The 14,395-nt window shown below is 66.3% G+C and carries 17 protein-coding genes; 11 read left to right on the top strand and 6 right to left on the bottom strand.

Going from position 1 to position 14,395, the window contains the following annotated elements; all coding sequences use genetic code 11:
• Positions 1–55: 55 nt before the first annotated feature.
• From PEP31012_RS04770 to PEP31012_RS04760, 3 genes are read right to left on the bottom strand one after another with little or no spacing between them, the layout of a single operon-like run.
• Positions 56–1,498 (bottom strand): NAD(P)(+) transhydrogenase (Re/Si-specific) subunit beta, encoded by a 1,443-nt coding sequence (locus PEP31012_RS04770; RefSeq protein WP_150588211.1) that lies wholly within the window; start codon positions 1,496–1,498, stop codon positions 56–58.
• Positions 1,495–1,815, bottom strand: a complete 321-nt coding sequence (locus tag PEP31012_RS04765) for an NAD(P) transhydrogenase subunit alpha part 2 (protein ID WP_150588210.1) — start codon at positions 1,813–1,815, stop codon at positions 1,495–1,497. Before PEP31012_RS04765 ends, PEP31012_RS04770 begins: the two co-directional genes overlap by 4 nt.
• Positions 1,816–1,830: 15 nt before the next feature.
• Entirely contained in the window at positions 1,831–2,961 is a 1,131-nt protein-coding gene (locus tag PEP31012_RS04760; RefSeq protein ID WP_150588209.1) for a Re/Si-specific NAD(P)(+) transhydrogenase subunit alpha, read from the bottom strand.
• Between the two features lie 532 nt (positions 2,962–3,493).
• Between PEP31012_RS04760 and PEP31012_RS04750 the strand changes: the two genes are divergently transcribed.
• From PEP31012_RS04750 to PEP31012_RS04700, 11 genes are all read left to right on the top strand, one after another.
• Complete coding sequence (locus PEP31012_RS04750; protein ID WP_150588208.1) at positions 3,494–3,970, top strand: NUDIX hydrolase; 477 nt, start codon at positions 3,494–3,496, stop codon at positions 3,968–3,970.
• Complete coding sequence (mnmA, locus tag PEP31012_RS04745; protein ID WP_150588207.1) at positions 3,967–5,133, top strand: tRNA 2-thiouridine(34) synthase MnmA; 1,167 nt, start codon at positions 3,967–3,969, stop codon at positions 5,131–5,133. The genes PEP31012_RS04750 and mnmA overlap by 4 nt, the downstream gene beginning before the upstream one ends.
• Before the next feature lie 70 nt (positions 5,134–5,203).
• Positions 5,204–6,805: an FMN-binding glutamate synthase family protein gene (locus PEP31012_RS04740; protein WP_150588206.1), complete on the top strand. Its 1,602-nt coding sequence runs from the start codon at positions 5,204–5,206 to the stop codon at positions 6,803–6,805.
• A gap of 219 nt (positions 6,806–7,024) precedes the next feature.
• Positions 7,025–7,825: a helix-turn-helix transcriptional regulator gene (locus PEP31012_RS04735; RefSeq protein WP_150588205.1), complete on the top strand. Its 801-nt coding sequence runs from the start codon at positions 7,025–7,027 to the stop codon at positions 7,823–7,825.
• Positions 7,822–8,040: a type III secretion system needle filament subunit SctF gene (sctF, locus tag PEP31012_RS04730; protein WP_150588204.1), complete on the top strand. Its 219-nt coding sequence runs from the start codon at positions 7,822–7,824 to the stop codon at positions 8,038–8,040. The genes PEP31012_RS04735 and sctF overlap by 4 nt, the downstream gene beginning before the upstream one ends.
• On the top strand, positions 8,037–8,456 hold the full coding sequence (locus PEP31012_RS04725) for a DUF1039 domain-containing protein (RefSeq protein WP_150588203.1): 420 nt from the start codon (positions 8,037–8,039) through the stop codon (positions 8,454–8,456). The genes sctF and PEP31012_RS04725 overlap by 4 nt, the downstream gene beginning before the upstream one ends.
• The gene (gene sctI, locus PEP31012_RS04720; RefSeq protein ID WP_150588202.1) at positions 8,453–8,812 is read left to right on the top strand and encodes a type III secretion system inner rod subunit SctI; all 360 of its coding nucleotides are present in this window, start codon (positions 8,453–8,455) and stop codon (positions 8,810–8,812) included. The genes PEP31012_RS04725 and sctI overlap by 4 nt, the downstream gene beginning before the upstream one ends.
• Before the next feature lie 98 nt (positions 8,813–8,910).
• The gene (gene sctJ, locus PEP31012_RS04715; protein ID WP_217427111.1) at positions 8,911–9,651 is read left to right on the top strand and encodes a type III secretion system inner membrane ring lipoprotein SctJ; all 741 of its coding nucleotides are present in this window, start codon (positions 8,911–8,913) and stop codon (positions 9,649–9,651) included.
• Positions 9,609–10,304 (top strand): type III secretion system domain-containing protein, encoded by a 696-nt coding sequence (locus PEP31012_RS04710; protein ID WP_174978121.1) that lies wholly within the window; start codon positions 9,609–9,611, stop codon positions 10,302–10,304. The genes sctJ and PEP31012_RS04710 overlap by 43 nt, the downstream gene beginning before the upstream one ends.
• Entirely contained in the window at positions 10,280–10,969 is a 690-nt protein-coding gene (locus tag PEP31012_RS04705; protein WP_150588199.1) for a hypothetical protein, read from the top strand. The genes PEP31012_RS04710 and PEP31012_RS04705 overlap by 25 nt, the downstream gene beginning before the upstream one ends.
• Positions 10,962–12,098, top strand: coding sequence for a TyeA family type III secretion system gatekeeper subunit (locus tag PEP31012_RS04700; RefSeq protein ID WP_150588198.1), 1,137 nt, complete (start codon positions 10,962–10,964; stop codon positions 12,096–12,098). Before PEP31012_RS04705 ends, PEP31012_RS04700 begins: the two co-directional genes overlap by 8 nt.
• Positions 12,099–12,213: 115 nt before the next feature.
• Here the strand turns inward: PEP31012_RS04700 and PEP31012_RS04695 are convergent, their stop codons facing one another.
• The 3 genes from PEP31012_RS04695 to sctD all read right to left on the bottom strand — a co-directional run bounded on the left by PEP31012_RS04695 (position 12,214) and on the right by sctD (position 14,394).
• On the bottom strand, positions 12,214–12,627 hold the full coding sequence (locus PEP31012_RS04695; RefSeq protein ID WP_150588197.1) for an InvB/SpaK family type III secretion system chaperone: 414 nt from the start codon (positions 12,625–12,627) through the stop codon (positions 12,214–12,216).
• 212 nt (positions 12,628–12,839) lie between these two features.
• Complete coding sequence (locus PEP31012_RS04690; protein ID WP_150588196.1) at positions 12,840–13,094, bottom strand: EscE/YscE/SsaE family type III secretion system needle protein co-chaperone; 255 nt, start codon at positions 13,092–13,094, stop codon at positions 12,840–12,842.
• Entirely contained in the window at positions 13,069–14,394 is a 1,326-nt protein-coding gene (gene sctD / locus PEP31012_RS04685) for a type III secretion system inner membrane ring subunit SctD (protein WP_174978120.1), read from the bottom strand. The genes PEP31012_RS04690 and sctD overlap by 26 nt, the downstream gene beginning before the upstream one ends.
• Position 14,395 lies beyond the last annotated feature (1 nt).

The raw sequence follows: 14,395 nt of genomic DNA, 5'->3' as shown, positions 1-14,395 counted from the left end.
CTGCGCCTTGCCGTGCGATGCAGCCCCGCTTCGCCGGTGACGCCTGCGCGTCGCCTTATTCGACGGCCTTGACCATCTCTTCGACGACCTTCTTCGCGTCGCCGAACACCATCATGGTCTTGTCGAGATAGAACAGCTCGTTATCCAGCCCCGCATAGCCCGCGGCCATCGAACGCTTGTTGACGATGATTGTCTTGGCCTTGTACGCCTCGAGAATCGGCATGCCGGCGATCGGCGAAGTCGGATCGTTCTTCGCTGCCGGGTTCACCACGTCGTTCGCACCGAGCACCAGCACCACGTCGGTCTGACCGAATTCGCCGTTGATCTCGTCCATCTCGAGCACCTGGTCGTACGGCACTTCGGCTTCGGCGAGCAGCACGTTCATGTGACCCGGCATGCGACCGGCCACCGGGTGAATGGCGTAGCGCACATTCACGCCTTTCTCGGAGAGCTTGTCGGCCAACTCCTTGAGCGCGTGCTGCGCACGGGCGACGGCCAGACCATAACCCGGCACGATCACCAGCGATTCGGCGTTGCTCATCAGGAACGCCGCGTCGTCAGGCGAGCCCGACTTCACCGGACGTTGCTGTTGCTCGCCACCAGCCGCACTGGCACCGGGTGTCGCACCGAACCCGCCAAGAATCACGTTGAAGAACGAGCGGTTCATGGCTTTGCACATGATGTACGACAGGATTGCGCCTGACGACCCCACGAGCGAGCCCGCGATGATGAGCATCGGGTTGTTCAGCGAGAAGCCGATCCCGGCGGCCGCCCAGCCCGAGTACGAGTTCAGCATCGACACGACGACCGGCATGTCGGCACCGCCGATCGGGATGATGATGAGCACGCCGAGCACGAACGCGATGGCCGTCATCAGAACGAACGGCAGCCAGCTTTGCGACAGGAAGAAGATGACGCCGAAGCCGAGCATTGCGATGGCGAGCAGCAGGTTGATCGTGTGCTGGCCCGTGAACTGGACCGGCGCGCCCTGGAACAGACGGAACTTGTACTTGCCCGAGAGCTTGCCGAAGGCGATGACCGACCCCGAGAACGTGATCGCACCGACGAACGTGCCGATGAATAGTTCGATGCGGTTGCCAGGCGGCAGTACCGTTTCCCCGGCCGGCACGATGCCGAACGCGGCCGGCTCGGCCACGGCGGCCACCGCGATACACACCGCCGCGAGACCGATCAGCGAGTGCATGGCCGCGACCAGTTCGGGCATCTTGGTCATCTCGACCTTGCGGGCGACAAACGCACCGATGCCGCCGCCGACCACGAGGCCCGCGAGAATCAGCCCGAGGCCCGAATAGCCGCCGCCCATCAGACGACGCAGTTCGTAGATCAGCGCAAGCGTGGTGAGCGCCGCAATCGCCATCCCGATCATGCCGAACGCGTTGCCGCGCCGCGCCATCTTCGGATTCGACAGCCCCTTGAGCGCCTGAATGAAACAGATCGACGCGACCAGATACAGCAGCGTGACGAGATTCATGCTCATTGCTTGTCCCCTTCCGCCTTCGCCGGCTTGTCTTTCTTCTTGAACATTTCGAGCATGCGTTGCGTGACGAGGAAGCCCCCGAACACGTTCACCGCGGCCAGCGCCACGGCCACGACGCCCATCGTCTTGCCGAGCGCACCTTCGGTCAGGCCCGCCGCGAGCATCGCGCCCACGATCACGATGGCCGAGATCGCGTTCGTTACCGCCATGAGCGGCGTGTGCAGCGCCGGGGTGACGTTCCACACCACGTGGTAGCCGACGTACACCGCCAGCACGAAGATGATCAGATTGATCACCGTGTGATTGATCATTTCCATGGTCGTGTCTCCCCCTTATGCCGCACGCAGCACTTGACCGTCGCGGCACATCAGGCACGCGGCAACGATGTCGTCGTTGGTATCGATGACGAGCTTGCCTTCCTTGTCGATCACCAGCTTCAGGAAGTCGAGCACGTTACGTGCGTATAGCGCGGAGGCGTCGGCCGCCACCATGCCCGCGAGGTTGGTGTAGCCGGCAATCGTCACGCCATGCACCTTGACGACCTCGTCGGCCACCGACAGCGGGCAGTTGCCACCACCGTTCGCACCGCGCCCTGCGGCCAGATCGATGATCACCGAGCCGGGCTTCATGGCCTTGACGGTGTCTTCGGCGATCAACGTGGGCGCGGCACGTCCCGGAATCAGCGCGGTGGAGATGACGATGTCCGCTTGCGTGAGACGCGTATGCACGAGCTGCGCCTGACGCGCGAGCCAAGCCGCGGGCATCGGACGCGCATAACCGCCCACGCCCTTGGCGATCTCGCGTTCCTCGTCGGTCTCGAAGGGCACGTCGATGAACTTGGCGCCGAGCGACTCGATCTGCTCGCGCACGGCGGGACGCACGTCCGAGGCTTCGATGACGGCACCGAGACGCTTGGCCGTGGCAATCGCCTGCAACCCGGCGACCCCGGCGCCCAGCACGACCAGACGCGCGGCCTTGACCGTCCCGGCCGCTGTCATGAGCATCGGCATGAAACGCTGATACAGATTGGCGGCAAGCATCACGGCCTTGTAGCCGGCGATGTTGGCCTGCGAGGACAAGACGTCCATGCTTTGCGCGCGGGTGGTTCGCGGCGCGGCTTCGAGGGCGAACGCCGTAATGCCAGCGGCCGCCATGCGCGCGTTGTTCTCGGCATCGAACGGATTGAGCATGCCGACCACCACACTGCCACGCGGGATGAGCGCGAGTTCGTCCGGCGACGGGGCGCGTACCTTGAGTACGAGTTCTGCGCCCAGCGCGTCGGCGGCGTTGCCCAGTGTAGCGCCGGCGGCCTCGAAGGCCGCGTCGGGGACGCTGGCGGCGTCGCCTGCACCGCGGCCGACCACGATCTGATGTCCTGACGCGACCAGCTTCTTCACCGTCTCGGGCGTGGCCGCGACACGGGATTCGCCGGTAAGCGTCTCGGCGGGGATGCCGATTCTCATTACGTCTCTCCTTGGGTTTGTGAACTGATCTCATCAGCGGCCAAGGAGCCGCAGCGCGTGCGCTGCCGGGGCAGGCGCATTACCTGTTTCGCCGCTGATGACATTAGTCCTGCACAAACCACTGCAAACGAACTACTGCACAAACCGGTGATGCGGTACTGCCACTGCATGCTGCACATTGCTGGTGCTGGAAGCTTACCCGAAGATGACAGACGCGCCTATTGCACGAAACGGCATATGAATATGCCGATGGGCACGGATATCCGCCATTGCGGCCGACCGACCGGTCGGTCATCTGGGCCGCCACGGCCACGACGGCCACCACGGCCACCACGGCCACCACGGCCACGACGGTCACCACGGTCACCACGGTCACCACGGTCACCACGGCCGCCCGTCGTCAGCGCCAAACCCCGCCAGACGGTAAAATGTCGGTTTTATCGGGGTGACGTTCCGGACCGACCGCACAGGCCGACGTGCCGCGCCAAGGTCCATGGGGGCCATCGGGTTCCGTGTCCTGCAAGGATGTGCCATGAATGCACGCTGGAAGCCCAACGTGACGGTTGCCGCGGTCATCGAGCGCGATGGCCGTTTTCTGTTTGTCGAAGAGCAAAAGCGTGAGGGCCTGTTGATCAACCAACCGGCCGGTCACCTCGAGCCGGGTGAGTCGATTGTCGACGCGGTGCGCCGTGAAGTGCTGGAAGAGACGGCCTATGGGTTCGTGCCGCAGCATCTGCTCGGCATCTATCTCGCCCCCGGCCCGGACGACATCGCTTATCTGCGCTTCGCGTTCACCGGCACGCTGGGCGATTTCGACGCGTCGCGCACGCTCGACGACGGCATTGTCGGCACCGTCTGGCTGACGCCGGACGACGTGCGCGCCCAGCGCGCGCGGCACCGGTCGCCCATTCTCGAGCGCTGCATGGACGATTATCTGCGGGGCGTACGTTATGACCTCGCCCTACTTCTGACCCATCCGGCGATCGCCGGCGGGCAAGGCAACACATGAGTCAAAAACGCGTAGTGGTGGGCATGTCGGGCGGCGTGGATTCGTCGGTCACGGCATGGCTGCTCAAACAACAAGGCTACGACGTCGTCGGTCTGTTCATGAAGAACTGGGAAGACGACGACGACAGCGAATACTGTTCGACCCGGCAGGACTGGATCGACGTGGTCTCGGTCGCCGATCTGATCGGCATCGACGTCGAAGCCGTAAACTTTGCCGCCGAGTACAAGGACCGCGTGTTCGCGGAGTTCCTGCGCGAGTATTCGGCGGGCCGCACGCCCAATCCGGACGTGCTGTGCAACGCCGAGATCAAGTTCAAGGCGTTTCTCGATCACGCCGTGGCGCTGGGGGGCGAGACCATCGCCACCGGTCACTACGCCCGCGTGCGCGAGCGCGAAGGGCGCTTCGAGCTGCTCAAGGCATTCGATCACACCAAGGATCAGAGCTATTTCCTGCACCGGCTGAACCAGCAGCAGCTCTCGCGCACGATGTTCCCGCTCGGCGACATGCCCAAGACAAAGGTGCGCGAGATCGCGGCCCAGATCGGCTTGCCGAACGCAAAGAAGAAGGACTCGACCGGGATCTGCTTCATCGGTGAGCGGCCGTTTCGCGACTTCCTCAATCGCTATCTGCCGACCCAGCCGGGGCCGATGAAGACGCCGGACGGCACCGTCGTGGGTGAGCACGTGGGCCTGGCGTTCTATACGCTGGGTCAGCGCAAGGGTATCGGTCTCGGGGGCAGCCGCGACGGCTCCGGCGAGCCGTGGTTCGTGGCGCGCAAGGACATGGCGAGCAACACGCTGTACGTCGTTCAGGGCCACGATCATCCGTGGCTGCTCTCGGGCACGCTCGATGCCGAAGACCTGTCGTGGGTCGCGGGCGAGCCGCCGGCCGAGGGCACGCGCTGCGGCGCCAAGACCCGCTACCGCCAGGCCGATGCCGCTTGCGAAGTGGAGCGCGCCGACGCCGGCGCGCTCACGCTGTCGTTCTCCGATGCACAGTGGGCGGTCACGCCGGGGCAGTCGGCCGTCTTGTATGACGGCGAGGTCTGTCTGGGTGGCGGCATCATCGCCGCCACGACGCCGGCCGTCGCCGGCAGCGCCAACGTCACCTCCAACCCCCAGGCCGACGCGGCCGCCAAGCACGCCATCCTCAACACGCATTGAAGCCGCCGGCGCTCGCCGGGGGACACCCGGCAGCGTGCCGGCGAGTGTCCCCCTAAAGCAAGGAGGTAACATGTTCTCGCGCCGATTCCTGGCTCTGTGGCTCGTTGTGGCGTTGCTCGTGGCAACGCTGGCGGGCGTGCTGCTCGACGGTTGGCATCCGCTCTGGCCGTTGCCGTTCGCGGCGCTGGTGGCGCTCGGCGTGTGGGATGTCGTGCAGCAGCGTCACGCCGTGCTGCGCAACTACCCACTGTGGGGACATTTCCGGTTTCTGTTCGAGTTCATCCGGCCCGAGATCCGCCAGTATTTCGTGGAGGACGATACTTCCGAGACGCCGTTCTCGCGCGCCCAGCGCAGCATCGTCTATCAGCGTGCCAAGGGCGACGTCGACAGTCGCCCGTTCGGCACCGAGATCGACGTCAAGGCGACCGGCTACGAATGGATCGCCCACTCGCTTGCGCCGACCGTCCTGAAGGATCACGACTTTCGCATCACCATCGGTGCGGATCGCGCACAACCGTATTCGGCATCGATCTTCAATATTTCGGCCATGAGCTTCGGCGCCTTGTCGGCGAATGCGATCCGCGCGCTCAATCGCGGGGCGAAGCTTGGCAACTTCATCCACGACACCGGCGAGGGGTCGATCTCGCCGCATCACCGCGAGCAGGGCGGGGACCTGATCTGGGAGGTGGCCTCGGGCTACTTCGGTTGCCGCAACGACGACGGCACCTTCAGCGCCGAGAAGTTCGCGGCGCAGGCGACGACACCGCAGGTGAAGATGATCGAGGTGAAGCTCTCGCAAGGCGCGAAGCCGGGACACGGCGGCGTGTTGCCCGCAGCGAAGATCACGCCGGAAATCTCCGCCACGCGCGGGGTGCCGATGGGGCAGGACTGCATTTCGCCGTCGCGCCACAGTGAGTTCTCGACGCCGCTCGGCTTGCTGCAATTCATCGAACGTCTGCGCACGCTCTCGGGCGGCAAGCCGACCGGCTTCAAGCTGTGCATCGGTCATCCGTGGGAATTCTTCGGCATCGTGAAGGCGATGCTCGACAGCGGCATCCTGCCCGACTTCATCGTCGTGGACGGCTCGGAAGGCGGCACCGGCGCCGCGCCGCTGGAGTTCACCGACCACGTGGGCGCGCCGCTGCAGGAAGGGCTTCTGCTCGTGCACAACACGCTCGTGGGGGCCGGGCTGCGCGACAAGATCCGCATCGGTGCGTCGGGCAAGATCGTCACCGCATTCGATATCGCCCGAACGCTGGCCATTGGCGCCGACTGGTGCAATTCCGCACGCGGTTTCATGTTTGCCATCGGCTGCATCCAGTCGCAGAAATGCCACACCGACCGCTGCCCGACCGGCGTGGCAACGCAGGATGCGTTGCGTCAACGCGCGCTGGTGGTGCCGGACAAGGCGCAGCGCGTGCAGCAGTTCCATGCGCATACGTTGCACGCGTTGCAGGAATTGATTCAGGCGGCAGGGTTGTCGCACCCGTCGGACCTGCGTGCGCATCACATCGTCAAGCGTGTGTCGTCCAACGAGATTCGCCTGATGTCCGAGTCGCTCAAGTTCCTCGCCCCGGGTGATCTGCTGCGCGGGCAGTTCCGCTACCAGCTCTACGAGAAGTACTGGCCGATGGCCCGCGCCGACAGTTTCTCTCCGGCCGAAGTTGCCTGATCGACCGGCGCAAGGCAAGGGCCTCCCACGACAACCCGGCGCGATGATGCGCCGGGTTTTTTTACGGCTTCCGACAGTCTTCTTCCTAAATTCGACAATGCCGCGGGGCGGCGTCGCACATTAAGGTCTCCACCGGATGATGCTCGCGCGCGGACTCGCCTAAGGTGTGGCCTTCGACTTTGTCATCCCGTCGGCCGAGCGTCGTCAGAGGAGGAGCCTATGAGTACGGTGCGATTTCTGATCAGCCACCACGACGTCAAGCTGAATGTGAACGGTCTCGTGCACACGCTGCCCGCCGGTGGCATGACCGCGACCCATTCGGACGCGACGATCGATGCCCCGGGGCCGGTGATGTCGCACGACTTTCACGCCTGCGATCTGCAGGCGCTGTACCCCGATGTCGTGGATCTGCTCGACCGCCGACCGCTCGGCGTCTTCCATCGCCAGGCAGCGCGCACGTTGATTCTCGAACCGAGCATGGTGGATGTGGCCATGACGCTGCAGAGCGTCGACCGCATGGCGATGCTGCGCTTCTTCTACGTCTATTGCCTGTGTCGCGATCAGCGGTATTTCTCGGCCATGTTGCGTCAGACCATCGCGGGCAGCCATTCGCTGTTCGATTTCGTGGAAGCGAATTTTCATCGGCCGTGGCCGGTCGGACGGCTCGCCGAAGAGTTCGGCATGCCGCTGCGCAAGTTTCGCTACCTGTTCCAGCAGACGTATGGCATGCCGGCGAAGCAGTGGCTTTTGGAGCGACGACTGCGGCTCGCACGCGATCTGCTGCTGTCCACACGCCACAAGGTGCTCGACATCGCACTCGAATGCGGTTTCACCAACCACGCGCATTTCACCGATACCTTCCGCAAACGCTTCGATTGCGCGCCGACCGAAATCCGGATGGGCACGCCGCCGCAGCGCGGTAGTCGTCGTGTCGCCATGCCGCAAGCGGATGCCTACGCGGCCATGCGTGCGGATCTGGTCGCCGGGCACGGTGCCCTTACCGAGGGAGGCATGCAATGAACGTCGAAGAGATTCACCGCGGCATGGCCGAAGGCGTGCGGCACATGTCGGACGAGGCTACGCAAGCGGTCCGCGCACGGGAAGTCAACGATCCCCGGCATATGCTCGATGTCCAATTCAAGTTGCAGCAATTCTCGACGATGGTCGGGCTGCATAGCGCCGCGATCAAGCTCATCAAGGACACGCTGATGGGCATCATCGCCAAGATCGCATGACGCGCGCGGAACCCACACCGTGCGCCGCCGTCGGTCAATGGCTGGATGCGCCGGTCCGGCAAGTCGTCGTCGAGCTGGCACTGGCGGGCGCGCATCACGGCATGTATTCGCAAGCCCGCGTGATCCTTCAGGCATTGCCGTCGCTCGTGACGGATCGCCAGACGTGTCAGTGGCTGCACGCAGCGTTGCTCATCGCGCTTGGCGACACGCGCGCGGCGCGCGCCCATCTTGCCGAGATTGCCGAGATCGGGCCGGCCGGGCATGGCGGCAACCCGACGGCCGACGTGCTCGCCCGCTGGCTCGACGCGATGGACACCTGTCAGTCCATTGCGCCTGTCGCGCTGGCCGCACCTAAGGCGCTTCCCGCGGCGTCTTCCGCCTCGTCTTCCTCCCGCTCTCGCCCTCCCTCGTCATGACGATTTCCCAGATTCCCGATATTGTCGCGCAGGCGTCTGCCATGGCGACGCCCGCGAAAGCCACGCTCGCGCCGGCCACTGCCAGCGAGCGCGATGCCGCCGTTCGTTTCGATCAAGCCCTCGCAAGTGCGCCGTCGCTACCGGAGCATCATTTGCTCAGCGCAGCGGGCAAGCTCGCGGGTAACACCGAACGTCTGGTCGAACGGGTGGCCATCGACGAGCGCACGCTGGACAATCCTACTCGCATGCTCGCGGCGCAGCGCATCCTGACCGAACGCGTGCTGGCGCTGGAATTCGTGGCGAAGGCCGCGGGCGCTACCACGCAAGGCGTGAACAAGTTGGTGCACATGCAATGAGGTGCGGCCGTCGTAGCGCTCGCGCCGTGACCGGATCGGCGAGTCGCGCAACGTCCATCGTTCCAGGTCGCTGGCGGGGCCGATGGCTGCTTGGTGGCGTGCTTGTGATCTCGCTTGCCGGATGCAAGATCGAATTGCACCGCTCGCTCAGCGAGACAGAGGCCAACCAGATGCTGGCGCTGTTGCTCGTCTCCGGGCTGCAGGCCGACAAGCGTGCCGACACCACCGGCATGACGGTTCGCATCGAGCGCGGCGATTTCGTGCGGGGTGTCGAGGTGCTTCGTCAGCACGGCTTGCCGCGCCAGAAGCGCGCGTCGGTCGAGGATGTCTTTCCGCCCGGACAACTCGTCAGCTCGCCCGTGCAGGAGCAGGCGAAGCTCGTCTATCTCAAGGAGCAACGCCTGGAGCGCATGCTCACCTCGCTCGACGGCGTGATGGTGGCCGAGGTCTCCATCGCGCAAGTGCCGACGGATTCGGCCGGGCGCGCGACCCTGCCGCCCGGCGTGGCCGTCTTCGTGAAGTACAGCCCCGAGATCAACATGACGCAGCGCATGACTGACATTCGCAGTCTGGTGCACGACAGCGTGCCGGGCGTGGCGCCCGAGCGCATCAGCATCGTGTTGCAGCCCGCCGATTATCGCTTGCCCCGGGCGTCCATCGACGCGTCCTCAGGCGGGCAGGCAAGCGCGTCTGCTGCCGGCAGACGGTGGGCGCCCGCGCTGGGCTGGGGTATGGTCGCGGTGGCATGCGTCGGCCTCGTCGCTGCCGGCGTCGTGGCGTGGCGCCGGCGCGCATCGTGGGTGCGGCGCTTGCGCGAGCGCGTATCGAAGGCATCGTGACGCCTGCGCGCAACGAGGGGGCCACCCAACTCGCGCGCCTGATCTGGCGGCCCGGCTTGCACATGGACGACGGTTGGTGGCGCGCTTTCGACATGATGCCGTGGCAAGCGCCTTATCGGCGGCACGCCGTGTGCCGTGCGCCAATCGACCGCTTGCTGATCGCGCGCCGCGGATGGCCGAGCCGCCCTGGCCCGGCGGCGGCCGACTGCGCACCGCCGCAGAGCGACACCGCGTATGCGAGGCTGAAGCTGTTGCCAAGCCTGCGACGCGTTTCGTTGGCCCACGGCTTGCGCGTAATGGGATGTCCTGACTATCTGTTGCTCGGCAGGTATCGTCGTGTGCTGTCGCCATGGCTCGATCCCTGGCACTGCGATCGCCTGATGCTCACGCGCCGAGACTGGCCCGCCCGTTCCACGTTGTCGCCCGAGCAGGTCGTTCGGGCGGCGCTGGCCGCCACCGGCACGTGCCTGGATGGCGCGCCCGAAGCGCCGTGCGTCGACGTGGCGACGGTGGGCAAGGCCGCCCGAATCCTGTTGCCCCCGCCCACCGACGTCGCGTCGTGCTCACTGGGGGCGCGCGAGATGAACGAGGACATCTGGCTGCGGCTCGCAGCGCTGGAGAAGATGCTATGTATGTCGTCGACTTTGCCTTGACGACCATCGAGACGATGGATGGTCCCGCGCCCGCGGGGCCGGTGATTTCGCGCCAGACGCTCGAGCGGCTTCGCGAACAGGCGAGCCTGCGCGCGCGCTGGATGGCGCACGCACAGGCCGAGCGCGACGCCGCGTTGGCCGAACGTGAACAGGCGCGCATCGACGCGCAAGCGCAGCGCGACGCGTGGCAAGCCGCTGCCCGCGAGCAGGCCGGGCAGGAGGCGGCGGCGCTGGCGGAGGCGGCCCGTCGCGAGGCCGTGGCCAAGGCGGTCGCATGGCTCGTCGACGAGGCCTCGCTCGAGCGCGAAATCGTTCGCTCGCTGGAGCGTCGCGTAGCCGACGCCCTGAGCGCCGCACTGTCGAACTTCGTCGACCCGCTCGATGTCGGCGAGCGCTTCGCGCAACGCGTCGGCCGTGCATTGCCCACCCTGGTGCGCGAGGGGGCGCTTGTGTTGCGGGTGCCCCCCGCGCATCGCGACAGCGTGGCCGACGCCCTGCGCACCGCCGATGTCGTGCTGGCCTGCACCGCCGACACCACGCTGGTCGGCCGACAGGCGCGCATCGAAAGCGAATGGGTGACCGTCTGCCTGGACCTCGACGCGGATCTCGCGGCGATCATCGCGCGCCTGCATCTCAGTCCCGATCGGGAGGTTGCTTATGGTTGAGCGCCTGCCATCGTCCGGCACCTCGGCGGGTCGGGCACCGCAAGACAACCTGACGCTCGAGCGCCGACTCGCGCACGAATGGCTGCCGCTCGATGGCGAGGCAAGCGCGGCGCGCGCGTTGCCCGCCGACGTGCCGGGGCACATCGCGCTCATCGAAGCGACCCTCGCGCAGAACGAAGAGGCGGCGGTCGCCGAATCGCAGGAGAATCTCAGCTTCGCCCTCGGCGTGCGATTCCGCCGAACGGGCGAGCGCGACGTGCGCGACGACAAACAACGTGCGCGTGCCCTGTTCGAGCAGCAGATGCATCGGTTGGCGCGCGTGAGCGCGGCGCAATTCGAGCGGATGCGAGGGCAGTTGCGTGATCTTCCGTTCGTTCCCGACCCGCACGCCTTGATTCGGCAGGCGCATATGTCGGCCGGGCACGCCGCGCTCGTCGTTGCCGCCTGGTTGGCCGACGAGGGACTCGACAGCGCAACGCGCACCCGCTTGCGCCGGACGCTGGACGAACTGACATCGTCCGAGACATGGGCGATCGAAGCCTTCGCGGCGCTGGAATGCGGGGGCGGGCAAAACCCGGGCATGGCGTTGATGCAACAACTCAAGTCGCTGTTCCGGCAGTCGCAGGGACCGCAGCGTTCGTTGACGCAATGGTTCGACGAATGCCGACGACTCCCGCAGCGTCGCGCGCGGTTGCGCGCCTTGCTGCAGGCGTTGGGGTTGGAACTGGGAGCGCAGCAGACCGACGCGGACGTCCAGCGACTGGTCGCCGTCGTCGACGACCTTCGTCGGGTGACACTGTTTCTCACGTTGGAGTCGGCGTGCGAACAATCGGCACAGACGCTGCGCGCGGCGGGCGTTCGTGCGTTCGAGACGGACGCGATGATCGCCGAGATGCTGACATTGCTGGATCAGCCGTGGGTGGGCGCGCAATGGCTCGCGCAACGCGCTGCCTATCTTGGCATGGTGACGATCGACGCGCGCTACGCGTTTGCGCGCGAACTGACGCGTCTGGTGCAGGCAGCGCATGAGGGCTGCTTTCGCGACGAGACCCAACGCGAGACGCTGGGTGAGGCGCTCGATGTCTGGCGTGCCGAGATCGCCCACGAGGGGGAGGCGGCCGGGGCGTAGTGGGGATGAGGGAAAGAGGGGGGCGAGAGGAAGCGTGGAAGCGGGGCAGTGAGGGTCGGGGGGCGGGGCTTGCACATAATGCGTGGGCCGAAGGGAAGGCGGGCGCGGGCGTGGTTCAGGCGCGCAGATGCTCCCGGCAGAGCTTGATGCGATCGTAGAAGTCGGTGAGCGCTTGCGCGAATGGCTCAGGTTCGGCGGCGGCTTCCTCGGTTACCAGGGCGTGAAGAATCAGACGACGGTTGCGCTCACGCAACTGCACGTGCCCGGTGACGGCCCATTCGGCCGGTTCGATAAGAAACTGCAGAAGTCGCTCGCTGTTGGCGCGATGCAGACGCGCGGCTTCGTCAGTGGCCACGACGGCGTGGATACCGCACGCCTGGTTTTTCAGCGTTTCCACGATGATGCTGGGCGAGGCGGTGAACGTCAGCTCGATAGGCGAGTGATTGTCGACGGCATCGATCTTGCCCGGGTCGCAGCCGATCAACTTCAGAGCTTCGACGAGAGTTTGCGCTAGGTCGTAACTTGGCATGATATGCGTGGAGAGTGGAAGAAATCGACGACGCGCCCCAAGCCAGCGTCATGCGACAACGCGGCGACAACGCGGCCACGAAAGCGGCTCGCGCGGGGCGCGCGATGCCGAAGGTTCCCACGATTGGGCCGCGCAGACTTTGGTCGCGCGAGCCGAGTTGTCGCTTCTGCGCACGCGCGAGCCTCGATGCCGTTCATCGTCGCTCGCGTTCGTTATGGCGACGAAGGTGACGACGAACGCCCATAAGACGTGTCGTACCGTCGCGCAACGTTGTCGAGAATTGCTTGGGCGGCTTGCACGGCTTGCATTTGCGTTTGCGCGAGCGCGTGCTGGGCGGGCGTCAGCGGCGTATGCAGCGCCTGTTGCAGCGCGCGACGTGCGGCATCGAGCTGTGCGCCGATGTCATGCGCGGCGGCCTCGGGCGAGTCGGCGAGGCGGTCTTCAAGCCGGGTCAGGCGAATCGTCATGCAGCGTCTCCGGAGACAGGGGTAAGTAGAAGAGTCGGTCGTGCGAGCCGATCGACACGCCGTCCGTATGAATGGCGATCACGCGTGTGCCGCCGGGCAGGCGCGCCCCTTGCACCAGACGCGTGCCGTCGGCGAGGGTGATCTGTGGGGCGTCGGGCGAGCCACCGATGCTCACGAGCGGTGCGGAAAAGCCCGTTTCGGCAAGTGTCGGGATCTGGGGCGGCAGCGGCTCGATGCGCACGGGCATCGCGTTGGCGCCGGTATTCCATGTGTCGGCAATCCCCTTCAACGACGCGTGACGACCCACGGGGAGCGCCCCGGTGAGCCGCCATCCGTTGCGATCGCGGGATATCTCGATGCCGCGCAGCTGGCCGGCGTCGCGCAGCGTCTTCAACAGCCGCTCGAAGCTGTTGGCCGTGCCTTCAGCCACGCGCCAGCCATGCGGCAGCGCCAACGCATCGAGGGCGTTGGCCGCTGCGCGCCAGCGGGCGTCGGCGACGCTCGGCGCGCCGATGATCACCTCGCCATCCGGCGTGACGCTCACCTGTGCGGTGCCGAAGCCGTGCAGCCGCAGCAGCGTGCTGACGGTCTGTATCGATTTCGCGGGACACCAGGTGTCGTCGCTCAATGCTTTGCCGAGCCAGCGGGCTTCGGCCCGCAGCCGGGCGAGCGCGTCGTCGTCGATGCAGCCGCCGGACAGACGCAGTGCGTTGCCGCTGGGATGCAGCACGACACCGGGCGCGAGGTGCGCGGCGAGCGCTTTGAGCGAATCGGGCGGTGGGGGCGCAGCGATGACGTTGGCGGTCCCGGTGCGCCAGATCGCCACGCCGGTCGCCGCGATCAACAAGGACAGGCCCGTGGCGGCGATCCAGGTGCGCCGGGATCGCGCTCGGCGCGTGGGCCTCGCAAGCGCATGGCTGTCCGGAGTCGCCTGCGCTGAATAGGGCGATGGTGCGTGCTCGGCTCGCCGCTCGGGGCGTTTGGGTATCGGCACGGGCACGCGTTCGCTGCCGTCGCCGAGCCAGATGCCGAGACCCGCTAGGTCGATCGCAGAGTGCAGCGGGAGCCTGAGCGGGTCGGCCGCGCGATCGCTCGACGCGGCGAAGGGCATGCCGTCGACCCAGACGGGCGCCGGGGTGAGCAGTCGCACGCCGTCGTCGTCGACGCCCAGCATGATCGGCGCATCATGGTCGAGCGCCATCGCGATGTCGGAATCGCCGTCGCCGATCGTGAGCGCGCCCGGAGGCAGCGGCATGGGCCGTCCAGCAAGCGGGCCGTCGAGCAGGGTCAGCGTCAACATG

Origin of the sequence: Pandoraea eparura (genome assembly GCF_902459725.1) — a bacterium.
Lineage (GTDB): Bacteria > Pseudomonadota > Gammaproteobacteria > Burkholderiales > Burkholderiaceae > Pandoraea > Pandoraea eparura.
The sequence above is the reverse complement of the archived record's forward strand: the minus strand, read 5'-3'. Positions and strand labels throughout refer to the sequence as shown.